Annotated in this window: 13 protein-coding genes; all 13 read left to right on the top strand. The window is 40.1% G+C overall.

Annotated elements, in window-relative coordinates; translation table 11 throughout:
• Positions 1-6 precede the first annotated feature (6 nt).
• The 13 genes from F981_RS12900 to F981_RS12840 are packed head-to-tail and all read left to right on the top strand — an operon-like array spanning position 7 to position 12,652.
• Positions 7-255 (top strand): acyl carrier protein, encoded by a 249-nt coding sequence (locus F981_RS12900; RefSeq protein WP_004722205.1) that lies wholly within the window; start codon positions 7-9, stop codon positions 253-255.
• Positions 252-803, top strand: a complete 552-nt coding sequence (locus tag F981_RS12895; protein ID WP_004722203.1) for a COG4648 family protein — start codon at positions 252-254, stop codon at positions 801-803. Before F981_RS12900 ends, F981_RS12895 begins: the two co-directional genes overlap by 4 nt.
• Before the next feature lie 11 nt (positions 804-814).
• Entirely contained in the window at positions 815-2,503 is a 1,689-nt protein-coding gene (locus tag F981_RS12890; protein WP_004722201.1) for an ApeI family dehydratase, read from the top strand.
• A gap of 10 nt (positions 2,504-2,513) precedes the next feature.
• Complete coding sequence (locus tag F981_RS12885) at positions 2,514-3,269, top strand: glycosyltransferase family 2 protein (protein ID WP_004722199.1); 756 nt, start codon at positions 2,514-2,516, stop codon at positions 3,267-3,269.
• Positions 3,262-4,188, top strand: a complete 927-nt coding sequence (locus F981_RS12880; protein ID WP_004722197.1) for an LpxL/LpxP family acyltransferase — start codon at positions 3,262-3,264, stop codon at positions 4,186-4,188. The genes F981_RS12885 and F981_RS12880 overlap by 8 nt, the downstream gene beginning before the upstream one ends.
• 2 nt (positions 4,189-4,190) lie before the next feature.
• The gene (locus F981_RS12875) at positions 4,191-5,750 is read left to right on the top strand and encodes an HAL/PAL/TAL family ammonia-lyase (protein WP_004722194.1); all 1,560 of its coding nucleotides are present in this window, start codon (positions 4,191-4,193) and stop codon (positions 5,748-5,750) included.
• Positions 5,740-6,159: an acyl-CoA thioesterase gene (locus F981_RS12870; protein ID WP_004722192.1), complete on the top strand. Its 420-nt coding sequence runs from the start codon at positions 5,740-5,742 to the stop codon at positions 6,157-6,159. Before F981_RS12875 ends, F981_RS12870 begins: the two co-directional genes overlap by 11 nt.
• Positions 6,160-6,217: 58 nt before the next feature.
• Positions 6,218-6,817 (top strand): LolA family protein, encoded by a 600-nt coding sequence (locus tag F981_RS12865; protein ID WP_228129041.1) that lies wholly within the window; start codon positions 6,218-6,220, stop codon positions 6,815-6,817.
• A complete protein-coding gene (locus F981_RS12860; RefSeq protein ID WP_035372126.1) occupies positions 6,792-9,122 on the top strand; it encodes an MMPL family transporter in 2,331 nt (776 codons plus the stop codon). The genes F981_RS12865 and F981_RS12860 overlap by 26 nt, the downstream gene beginning before the upstream one ends.
• Positions 9,123-9,131: 9 nt before the next feature.
• A complete protein-coding gene (locus F981_RS12855) occupies positions 9,132-10,436 on the top strand; it encodes an NAD(P)/FAD-dependent oxidoreductase (protein WP_004722186.1) in 1,305 nt (434 codons plus the stop codon).
• The gene (locus F981_RS12850; protein ID WP_004722184.1) at positions 10,436-11,032 is read left to right on the top strand and encodes a DUF3261 domain-containing protein; all 597 of its coding nucleotides are present in this window, start codon (positions 10,436-10,438) and stop codon (positions 11,030-11,032) included. The genes F981_RS12855 and F981_RS12850 overlap by 1 nt, the downstream gene beginning before the upstream one ends.
• Positions 11,016-12,230, top strand: a complete 1,215-nt coding sequence (locus tag F981_RS12845; protein WP_004722183.1) for a beta-ketoacyl-[acyl-carrier-protein] synthase family protein — start codon at positions 11,016-11,018, stop codon at positions 12,228-12,230. Before F981_RS12850 ends, F981_RS12845 begins: the two co-directional genes overlap by 17 nt.
• On the top strand, positions 12,227-12,652 hold the full coding sequence (locus F981_RS12840; RefSeq protein WP_004722180.1) for a hotdog family protein: 426 nt from the start codon (positions 12,227-12,229) through the stop codon (positions 12,650-12,652). The genes F981_RS12845 and F981_RS12840 overlap by 4 nt, the downstream gene beginning before the upstream one ends.
• Position 12,653: the final 1 nt, after the last annotated feature.

Genomic DNA, 12,653 nt, shown 5'->3' with positions numbered 1-12,653 from the left:
GTCGTTATGATATCTGAAGAAATCGTCTTAACAAATCTACGTGAGTGGATGGAAGAACTATTTGAAATTGAACCTGCTGATATTCAGCTTGAGTCAAACCTGTATTCTGATCTGGATGTTGATAGCATCGACGCTATTGATTTAGTTGTTAAAATTAAAGAATTAACCGGTAAGCAAGTTAAACCTGAAGATTTTAAAAATGTCAGAACAGTGCAAGATGTTGTGGTTGTGATTCAAAATATGTCTGCAGAATGAAGCATTTGATCCGCAGTGGAGTCACCGTCTTATTTCTACTTTACCCATTTATCGTGGGCTACAGCCTAGCGCATGGTCATTTTATTTGGGTGAGTGCTTTGTTGGTTCTGCTCGGTGGATCACGCTTATTTTTTAAAAAAAGTGATCTTATGTGGCCATTGACTTGGTTTGCCATTATTTGTGGTGGGCTGAGTTTGATTTTAAAAGATCATGCTTGGTTAAAGCTGTATCCAGTATTGATGAGTGTGGGCGCGTTGATAATTTTTGCGACCACTTTAATCAAACCACCCTCAATGATTGAGCGTTTTGCACGTTTGGTTGAACCTGATTTACCCGAGTCTGGGGTGATCTGGACCAAAAAAGTTACGATTGTTTGGTGTGGCTTTTTTATTTTAAATGCCTGTATTGCGCTTTATACAGTGTTATTTAGCAGTACCCAAATGTGGGTACTTTATAATGGTTTTATTTCTTATCTTTTGATGGGTTTGTTATTTGCAGGTGAATTTGTACTGCGAAAAATTCATCAAGCTAAAAATCATACGAGTTAAAATAAACGCTTATGTTGTGTCATTTTCAAAGCCACATTCATGCTGAAAAATGTCTGTGTATCACCTCTGATTTTAGTGTCAAAACATTTTCCCAATTTTGGCAGGAAGTGTTGAGTGAAAAAACACACATTGAACAATCCACTGAAAGTGCATGGGCCTTGTGGCAAAATGACAGTTATGATTTTTTAGTGTTATTTTTTGCAGTTTTGCTTGCGGATAAACAGGTTATTCTCCCGCCAAATCGTGTGCGTGATTTGGAAAAAAGCTTAGCAGCTCAGAATATTTATTTTATTGAACGACAATATAAACAGATTAATCCTGTGGTTGAAGATACTCAACACATTGATCTAAATGATGCATTTTTAAATCGTGCAGCAGTGTTTTTTTATACTTCGGGTTCTACAGGGCAACCTAAAAAGATTCCGCGCACCCTAAAACAGCTGCTTAATGAAGTACAAGGTTTAGATCAAAGTTTTGATCTAGCAGAAAATGCACTGGCGCTTGCTACAGTCAGTCATCAACATATTTATGGTCTATTGTTTAAATTACTTTGGCCACTTGCCAGTGGCAGAGCTTTTTATAATCCGCAATTGGCATTTCCTGAAGATGTGGTTGAAGCACAAAAAAAGTTACAGCATTTAAGTCACGATCATTTTGGTTCAAATCATTATGTGGTTTCCAGCCCAGCACTTTTAAAACGTTGGACCTCTGATGCATTACTTGAACAGCATTCAGTGGTTTATTCTTCAGGTGGTAAATTAGATGCTGGAGTGCGTCCACTGCTCAATGCCAGTATCACCGAAATTTTTGGTAGTTCCGAAACGGGTGGCATTGCTTATCGCACACAAGATGAGGCGCTTTGGACGCCGTTTGCAGATGTCGAAATTAGCGTTACAGATGCAGGTGAACTGGGTGTCTTGACTCAACATGCGTATATCAATGATTGGATCTATACCGCAGATAAAGTCGAAGTGTCTGTGCCTGATGATCGAAAAAGTCAGTTTCAGCTTCAAGGTCGCTTAGACCGTATTGTTAAGCTTGAAGAAAAGCGTTTAAGTCTTGATTCTATTGAAAGTGGTATTGTTGAATTGCCAGAAGTCAGTGAATGTCATACATTGATCTTTGAAAAGGATCATCGACAAATTTTGGCATGTGTGGCGGTATTGTCTGAACAAGCTCAATTAGAACTTAGACACAGTCATAAGCGTGCATTTGTCGCAAAAATAAAACAACAACTTGCAGATAAATTGGAATATATTGCGATACCGAGGCAGTGGCGTTTTTTAAGCCAATTACCGAAAAACGCCCAATCAAAGCTCAATAAAAATTATATGAAATCATTATTTGAAAACTTAAATTTACCCGTGGTTTTAGCATCGCATATTGATGCCAATAGCGCAGAATTTAAATTAGAGTTTATTCCTGAACTGGCTGCTTTTAATGGGCATTTTCCTGGTCAACCGATTTATCCTGGTGTTGGGCAAATTGCTTTTATTCAAAAGTTCGCTAAAGAGATCTGGGCTGATCTAGATTGGTGTACAGCATTAGAACAAATTAAGTTTCAGGAATTGATCCAACCGCATGCCGTGGTTTTGCTTAAACTTGAGCGTAAAGCAGATAAAATCAGTTTTCAATTGCAGCAGGCTGAACAGTCTTTAGCATCAGGACGTTTGGTTTTTGCTACTACGGTTAACGCTTAGGAGACAGATGATGCAGCAATATCGATTGGGTTTTGTGATTCCTGTGTATAACCATCCGCATTATATCAAAGCATTACTGGACTATATTCACCCTTATGGTTTGCCAGTGGTTTTGGTCAATGATGGTAGTGATATTGAATGTTCGACCTTGTTGCAAGAATTGGCGCAGCAGCATAAAAATGTATATCTGGTTGAGCATGCGACCAATCAGGGCAAAGGTCAGGCCGTGATGACAGGTTTATATCAAGCACAAGATCTCGGCTGGACACATGTTTTACAAATTGATGCAGATGGGCAGCACGATTGGCAGGATATTGAAAAATTTATCACCATCTCAGCACAACATCCTCAAGCAATGATTTTGGGACAGCCGATCTTTGATGAAACGGTGCCGAAAAAGCGTTTGTATGGTCGTTATGTCACCCATGTCTGGGTTTGGATTAATAGCTTGTCACTTGAAATCAAAGATAGTATGTGCGGTTTTCGTATTTATCCACTTGATCAAACCATTCAAGTCCTCAATCGAGCAAAATTTCAACCACGCATGGGTTTTGACAGTGAAATTTTAGTGCGTCTAAAGTGGGAACAAGTTCAGTTTATCAATGTGCCTACTGCTGTGATTTATCCAGAACAAGGTATTTCACATTTTAATTTGTGGAAAGATAATTTAGGACTGAGTAAAGCACATGCGCGACTTTTTGCAGGCATGTTGATTCGCTTACCTAAACTGTTGGCACAAAAAACCAAAGGTTCAGCACATGACTGAATCACATACAAAACGATGGAGTGAGCTTAAAGAAAAGGGGGGAATGTTACCTTTGATGTTAATGCTTTGCTTTTATCGTTTTGGTGGGCGTTTTTTGTGTAAGCTGGTGTTGTATTTCATCATCATGTGGTACTGGATCTTTTCTCGTACAGCGCGTCAGGCTTCATTACTTTATTTACAAAAGTTGCATCATTTTGCTCAAGAAAAGTCACCATTTTCACATCAACCGAATATGAGTCATTCGTATATTCATTTGATGACATTTGGTGAGTGTATTTTGGATAAAATTGAAGGCTGGCTGGGAAAAGTCGCAGAAGAAAAGCTGATCTTGCATGGGCATGCGCATTTTCGGGAAAATTATAAAAAAGGTGCGATCATTGTGGTATCGCATTTTGGCAATATCGAACTGCTACGTGCGATCAAATCTGATCATCAGCAAAAAATCAATGTATTGGTTTATCAAAAACATGCCAGTAAATTTAATGAATTTCTTAAAAAGCTCAATCAAAAAGCCGATGTGCATCTGATTTCGGTTGATGAACTTGGCGTTGATACTGCGATTCTTTTGCAGGAGAAACTGGATCAGGGTGAGTGGATCATCGTGGCAGCAGATCGCGTTCCAGTTCAATCGCAACGTGTCGAAAATCTTAAATTTTTAGCTGATGAGTCCGCTTGGCCGCAAGGACCTTGGATTTTAGCGAGTTTGCTGAAAGTGCCGATATTGGCGGTTTTCTGTTATCGCAAGCAAGACAACTTTCATGTGCATATCCATTCAATCGCTCAAAAACTTAATTTTCCGCGACAAACCCGCAACCAAGCCATAGCTGAAGTCATACAACGCTATGTTCAACTGGTCGAACAGCATTGCGTAGATGCACCTTATCAATGGTTTAATTTTTATAATTTTTGGAACAAATAAAAATGCAGACACTTGTCATCGGAGAAAAACCACTTTCAATTGAAGAGGTTGTTGCTGTCGCAAATCAACAGCTCAAAGTGGCGCTGCCTAAGTCTGAAAGTTGGCAGGCATTGATTCAACGAGGTGCTGATTTTCTCGATCAATTATTACAAGAAGAAGGCGTCATCTATGGGGTAACCACAGGTTATGGTGATTCTTGTTTGGTTGAAGTGCCTGCACATCAGGTCAATGAATTGCCTTTGCATTTATCTCGTTTTCACGGTTGTGGTTTAGGGCAAAATCTGGACTTGATCACTGCTCGTGCTGTGATGGTAACTCGATTATGCTCTTTGGCACGTGGCTATTCAGGGGTATCACATGCTTTACTTGAGCGTTTGGTTTGGATGCTCAATGAAAATATTATTCCAGTGATTCCTTCAGAAGGTTCAGTCGGCGCCAGTGGTGATTTAACCCCATTGTCCTATATTGCAGGAGCATTGGTCGGTGAACGGGATGTTTACTATCAAGGTAATATCGTGGCAGTCGCGGATGTTTATGCTGAATATGCGATACAGCCTTTGGCACTCAGACCCAAAGAGGGACTTGCCATTATGAATGGTACTGCGGTAATGACCGCAATGGCCTGTTTAAATTATAAAAAAGCTGAGCAGATTAGTTTGGCAAGTACTTTAATTACAGCATTAAATGTGTTGGCATTAGAGGGCAATCCAAGCCATTTTGATGAGGTGTTATTTGTTCAGAAACCACATGCAGGTCAGCAGGAGATTGCCAAGCAACTGCGGGAATGGTTAAACGATAAAGTACAAACAGAGCATCAAAGTCCACGTTTGCAAGATCGTTATTCGCTGCGTTGTGCACCACATATTATTGGAATATTTGAAGATTCTAAAACTTGGCTTAGACAATTTATTGAAAATGAATTGAACTCAAGTAATGATAATCCCTTAATTGATCCGATCAATTTACGCGTGTTACATGGTGGACATTTCTATGGTGGACATATTGCACAGGCTATGGATAGCTTAAAAATTATGATTGCCAATATTGCTGATTTGATGGATCGTCAGCTTGCACAGTTGGTCGATCATAAAATGAATCATGGCTTACCACGTAATTTGACTGGTGCTAAAACCGATCGCTTACCACTCAATCATGGCTTTAAAGCCGTACAGATAGGGGTGTCAGCTTGGACTGCCGAAGCGCTTAAACAGACGCTTGCGGCTTCAATTTTTTCACGTTCAACCGAATGCCATAATCAAGATAAAGTCAGTATGGGCACGATTGCCGCACGTGATGCTAGTCGGGTGATTTTATTGACTGAACAAGTGATTGCTGCATTGAGCTGTGCTGCGGTTCAAGCAATTGAACTGAGAGGTTTGGCACAGCAATTAAGCCCAGTGTTGGGTCTATTTAGACAATGGGTACTGAAAGAATTTCATTTTGTTGAAGAAGATCGTCCATTGCAAAAAGAACTGCAAGCGATAGTCGATCATCTTGAAAATCTCAGTCTGTTAAACTGCAATCTGTTGCAGCACAAGCAGGAGAACGCTGATGTATGCTGATGTCATTATTGATGTTCCATTTCATGATGTCGATATCATGAATGTCGTTTGGCATGGGCATTATCTCAAATATTTTGAAATTGCACGTTGCAAATTGCTGGATCAATTTGACTATAACTATAATCAAATGAAAGATTCAGGTTATGCGTGGCCAGTGATTGAAAGTTATGTCCGTTATGCGCAAGGTATTATTTTTGGGCAGCATATCCGAGTACGTGCGACTTTAAAAGAATGGGAAAACCGTTTGAAAATCGAGTACCAGATTTTTGATGCAGAATCAGGTAAACGCCTCACCAAAGGTTTTACCAGTCAGGTGGCAGTTGAGATAGAAACTCGAGAAATGTGCTTTCAGTCACCACAAATATTTTTGGACCGCCTGTATGCATGGTCTGAATTTAAGACCCAATAGGGGGGCATAAAAAATGTTGAATTTTAAAAATAAAATCAAACTGATCATCACCAGTATGATGTTTATGGTTGTGACGGCACTTCCATTGGCAAGTTATGCAGAAAGTTCTAAAGTTGGGCAAATTTTTCAACAGCTTTCCCAAACACCTGTAGTTCGCGCCCATTTTGAGCAGCAAAAAAAGCTTACCTCGTTAAATAAAACTTTTAGCTCAAATGGGCAGGTTTTATTTTCCAAAAGCCAAGGGGTGATCTGGCAGATTCAAAAACCTGTTCAAGCAGATTTGATTGTTACCCCAAAGAAGTTGCTACAAAAAACCCAGCGAACAATGAGTCAACTTGAGATTGATAATAGTCAATATGGTTCAGTGGCGACTATGTTTTTACAGTTAATGGCAGGTAATGAAACTGCCTTAGCCAAAAATTTTAATGTGGTTGCAGCCAATTACACAACATCAGCTTGGGATGTCACATTGACCCCGAAAAGCGCGTTGTTTAAAAAAATGTTTGTCAAAGTGAATGCGCAAGGTGGACGTTATGTCAATCGTATTGTGATTACTGAACAAGCCAATAATATGACGATTATTAATTTTAGTCAGCAGACGGCTCAACCTCAAACTTTATCGGCGTCTGAGAATGCACTTTTCCAATTGGCAAAATAAACTCACTGCAATTTGGTTGATATTTTTAGTCATCATTGCGATCGGGCTGGGATTTACATGGATGCAAAAAGGCATTCACATCCAGACCAATATTTTTGCTTTACTGCCAAAAGTAAAGCAGGATAAACAGCTTGAGCAAACCGAACACTATGTCAGTGAGCAATTGAACAATAAAGTGTTCTTGGTGATTGATGCAAAATCATCTGAACAAATTGAGCAAGCAACACAGATATTAAGGGCTGGTGTCCAACAGTCGAATTTGTTTAAGCCATTAAAAGCGCAAGTTGATACTGAAGATTTTGCCAAGACTTTATATGCACATCATGCAGGCTTAATTAGTTCGCAAGATCAAGCAATCTTAAAACAACAGGATTATGCGGCACTGACTGAACAAAGTTTGATGCAAATCATGAGTCCGGGCATGCCAATCACTGAAAGCTTGCTTCAACAAGATCCATTGTTATTATTTCCACGTTATGCCATGGGGCTTGCAAGCCTGCAACAGCATTCAAATATCGAAATACAAGATGGTTTTGCCACAATTTCTGATGAGCAAGGCTATTCTCGACTATTTAATTTAGAACTTTTAAAAAGTCCTTATGATATTGAGTATCAAGAACAAACTGCCCAATGGATGACTAATGTTAATCAGCAATTGAGCAAGATCGGGGTGAAACCGCACTGGACTGGAACAATTGTTTTTTCGCATTTTGGTACCCAATCTGCAAAGAATGAAATTTCTACAATCGGCGTGGGTTCGAGTATCGGTGTCTTGCTTTTGGTCTGGTTTGGTTTCCGCTCTATTCGCCCGATGTTGACCGAGTTTATTGCGGTTGCCACAGGTTCAATGGTGGCTTTTGCGGTAACCCACTGGATATTTTCCGAAATACATCTGATGACTTTGGTTTTTGGTGCAAGTCTGATTGGGGTATGTGTCGATTTTTCCTTTTACTTTATGGCGATGCAATCACAGCAACGACATCTCAATGGATTTGCCGTATTAAAGCCGATTTTACCCAGTTTGTTGATCGGGCTTTCAACCACATTGCTGGCTTATTTATTTTTAAGTTTTACCCCTTTTCCGGGCTTTAAGCAGATTGCAGTATTTTCAATGGTGGGCTTAACTGCTGCAGGGATCACCAGTCTATTATTACTACCGCGTTTACCTGCCTTAAATGCTGAACCCGCAATACGCAGATTAAGCTTTATTGGCACATGGCGTAATTATTTTTTAGCGCACGCAACAAAGCGTTATCTGTTGATTTTTGTGATCTTTGTGGTTTCAGGATCAAGTTTGCTGCTGATCAAAAGTAATGATGATGTACGTAATTTACAAAGCATGGATCAACATTTAAAGCAGGAAGATCAATATATTCGTTCGCGTTTTGGGCAAGCGCAGGGCAGTGATTATTTTGCAATTTATGCAAATTCAGCAAAGGATCTTGCAAGGCAAGAACAACACTTAATCCATGCGCTTTCTCAGTTAAAACAACAGGGCGAAATTGACGGGTTTCAAGCAATCGGGCAAACGATTCCTTCGCTGGAACAGCAACAGCAGAATGTTGAAGCGCTACAGAAAATTCCAAAATCAGTACTGGTGGAATATGCAAGCGCGATGCAACTTGATCCGAAAGATGTCCTGAGTTGGCAAGCAAGATTGTCTCAACAAACATTGCTAAATTTAGATCAGTTTGCTGCCCACCCTTTGGCATTTTTACAGGTTAATCCGCAGCAAAGATTGATTTTGATTCAAGGCATAAAAGATGTAACAGCCGTAGAGGCTTTGCAAGATCAGAAGAATAAGCTGGTTCGCCCTGTACATAATTTATCGAGCTTATTCCAAGACCATCGTATCCAAGCTGAATATCTTTTTGTCTATGCATTAATTGCCTTAGCGATCGGTTTAATGCTGATCTATGGGATTAAATCGGTGTTCGCTTTGATGGTGCCTGTGACTTTGGCGTTGATGAGCACTTTTGCATTACAGGCATGGATGGGCGTTGAGATTAATCTATTTAGTGTAATGGGGGTTTTTCTCATCTTGGGGATTGGTGTGGATTACGCCATTTTCTACCGTCAAGGGCACGATCATCCGCATGTGGTCGGGATGGCATTATTTCTCTGTATGATGTCGACTTTGTTGGGATTCGGTTTATTGGCGTTAAGCCATACCTATGCAATACATTGTTTTGGGTTAACGGTCCTTTTTGGGGTAATTTTTTCGTTTATCTATGCCACGCTGTTTACGCCGGCAGACTCAAAATTAAATCAAAATCAATTAATCAGTCAAAGAACTGAACATTAAGGTGAATACATGAAGGGTTTAGATTTACAACAAACAGATGTGGTGATCATCGGGGCAGGACCATCGGGAAGTTCCGCAGCAGCACTGCTTCGACACAAAGGTTATCAAGTGGTGATCATTGAAAAGCAGCATTTTCCTCGCTTTTCGATCGGTGAATCACTTTTGCCACAATGTATGGTGTTTTTAGAAGAGGCGGGCTTATTAGACACAGTTCGTGAACATGTTGAAGAATATGCATTTCAATTTAAAAATGGGGCAGCATTTTTACGTGGTCATCAACGCAGCTACTACGATTTTACTCAAAAATTTAGTGAAGGTCCTGGAACGACATGGCAGATTAGACGTGCCAATTTCGACCATCTTTTAGCACAGCAAGCTGAACAATATGGGGCTGAAATTCGTTTTGGACATGAGGTTGTTGCAGTTGATGTAGAGCTTGATCATCCTGTATTAACCGTTAAAGATGAGCAGGAAAATATATATCAAATTCAGGCTAAATTTTTACTGGATGCCAGTGGCTTTGGTCGTATTTTACCGAAACTTCTAGATCTGGAAAGCCCTTCAAATTTCCCAGTACGCCGTGCGGTGTTTAGTCATATTGAAGATGGGATCTTGGATGATCCTGAATTCGACCGAAATAAAATCCTGATTACGGTACATGAAAAAGATCATCGTGGATGGTATTGGTTAATTCCGTTTGCGGATGGTCGCTGTTCATTTGGGATTGTTGCTGAACAGGATTTCTTTGATCATTATGGTTATATCTCTGATGAGCCTGAAGCCTTATTGGCTTTATTTAAAGATATTCTTGCAGATGAACCGAGTTTGTCGCATGTTCTGCGTAATATGAAGTTTGATACGCCAATCCGTACTTTGGTGGGCTATTCAGCAAATGTTAAAACCTTAGCACAGCGCAATTTTGCTTTGCTGGGCAATGCGGGTGAATTTTTAGATCCTGTATTTTCATCTGGGGTGACCATTGCACTCAAGTCTTCAAGTTTGGCGGTACCTTTAGTCGATCAAGTCTTACAAGGTGGGCAAGTAGACTGGATGCAAGAATATGAAAAACCTTTGCGTAAAGGAATCAAAGTATTTCGCGCTTATGTAGAAGCATGGTACGACGGTGAGTTTCAAGATGTGGTATTTTCAAAAAATCAAAATGAAAAAATCCGTCGTATGATTGCATCATTATTGGCGGGTTATGCTTGGGATGAAACTAATCCAATCTATCGCAATGCACGACAACGCTTAAATACCTTGGCTGAGTATTGTCGTCAGGATCTGGAACAGAGCAAAATACTTGAGAGCGAATAATGCAAATTTGGTTAAAAGCAATGAGCATCAGTCTGTTGTTAGCGCTGGGTGCCTGTCAAAATATGTATCCACAGCCACAAGGTCTGGTTCCTGTGGTTTGGTCTGCTGATCCAGCCTTGGCGCATTATCAGCGTCAAGATCAAGTTGAAGTCGTCTGGAAAAATCAAAGTTTTAGCTTTTTACTCTACCAAGAACAACAGGCAAAAAACTTGCAAATGCTTGCATTAAGCTTAACTGGACAGCAACTGTTTAGACTGGATTTCGATGGTCAAAAAGTGCAGGTGCATGAAAGGATAAAACCGATGCGTTTGTTACCCTTTGATTTTGTGGTTCGAGATATTCTGTTTGCAACTTATCCTGATTTTGCAAAAAATCATTTAGAAAATGTTAAAGTGAAACAGGGCGTTGATCAGACTGAAATTGAGATCGATCAAAAAAATGTTTTAACGATAAAAACGCGTGCTGATCATATTGAGCTGGATAACCTGCAAGTTCCTTATCAAATGATCTTTAGCCCTGTGGAAAATACTTTGAAAGACAATTCATTAGAGCAAAATGAAGTGGAAGATCAGAAAAAAAATGACAAAAAATATTGATTTAAACCATCCCGCTGTAGGCATTCATTGTTCAGCCAGTTTATCTGCTTTAGGTGATCATCCTGAACAGGTCAAGGCACAATTGACCTCATTGGAAAACAGTTTAACCCTGAATAAATCTTTGATTTTTGATCAGCCTGTATGGGTGGGTGCTTATGCACATCCGTTATGTAGCGATATTCCAGTTGCGCTGCAAAACTATGACTCGCGTAATTTACGTTTTGCATTAACTGCGCTTGCACAATGTGAATCTCAGTTACGTGACTATGTGGCTAAGTTTGATAAAAAGCGCCTTGCAATCATTGTTGGGACCTCAACGTCAGGTATTTCGGACAATGAACCCTTATTAAAAGCCTACTTTCAAGGCCAAACTGAGACCGTGATTCAACAGCAAAAACAGGAAATGGGTAATCTCGCCAAAGCTTTGCAAATTTATTTGGGCTGGGATGGTCTTGCGTATACGATTTCTACGGCCTGTTCTTCAAGTGCCAAAGCTTTTGCCAGTGGGCAACGTTTGCTTAATGCAGACCTTGCCGATGCTGTATTGGTGGGTGGCGTAGATACCCTCGCTAAACTGACCTTAAATGGTTTTAATAGCTTGGAAAATTTGAGTGCAGGTATCTGTAGCCCATGTGGATATCAGCGTGATGGGATCAATATTGGTGAGGCCGCAAGCTTGTTTTTACTCAGTAAAGAACGAGCACCGGTCATGTTGATTTCTGCGGGGGAGTCTATGGACGCATGGCATATTTCTGCACCGCATCCAGAAGGCAAAGGTGCTGCAACTGCAATGCAAAAAGCACTGGATCAGGCACAGTTAAAAGCTTCAGATATTCAATACCTTAATTTGCATGGCACCGCAACCACGCACAATGATGATATGGAAATTAAAGCAGTCCGACAGGTCTTTCAGGACTATGCTGTTCCATTAAGTAGCACTAAGCATAAAACTGGACACTGTCTAGGTGCTGCGGGTGCGTTGGAAGCCTATATTTGTACGCAAGTGCTTAAAGACCAAAACTGGTTACCCCTTCATCAAAATGGCGTGATTGATCCTGAATTGGATGATCAGCATTACGTTGAACAGGATGATTCAACTCAAACTGCTCAATCTGATTCTGTGCGTTTTGTGATGAGTAATTCATTTGCCTTTGGCGGTAGTAATGTCAGCCTTATTTTTGGAACTGAAATCAGATGAGTTTAGATGCTATTCAATTTATTCCGCATGAAAAACCGATGGTTTTTGTTGATCAACTGCTTGAGTTAGGCGAGAATTTTGCACTTGCCAACCTAACCATTACACCTGAATTGATGTTTAGTGATGAACATGGTTTGCCGACTTGGAGTAGTATTGAACTCATGGCACAAACGATTAGTGCCTTTGCTGGTGCAAAAGGACAAAAAACGGGGCAAGCGCCACAAATCGGCTATTTGCTAGGAACACGTAAATTAAACTTACCTTTGGCTTATTTTGAATTTGGTAAAACATTGACCATTCGAGCTGAACAACAATATTTACATGAAGGCTTGGCACAATTCTCTTGTGAAATAAGCTATGAAGAACATAAAATTAGCGCAGTTTTAAGTGTTTATGAACCACCTGTGAAAGCTGAGCAATAAG

The sequence above is a fragment of the Acinetobacter guillouiae CIP 63.46 genome, from assembly GCF_000368145.1.
Lineage (GTDB): Bacteria > Pseudomonadota > Gammaproteobacteria > Pseudomonadales > Moraxellaceae > Acinetobacter > Acinetobacter guillouiae.
The sequence above is the reverse complement of the archived record's forward strand: the minus strand, read 5'-3'. Positions and strand labels throughout refer to the sequence as shown.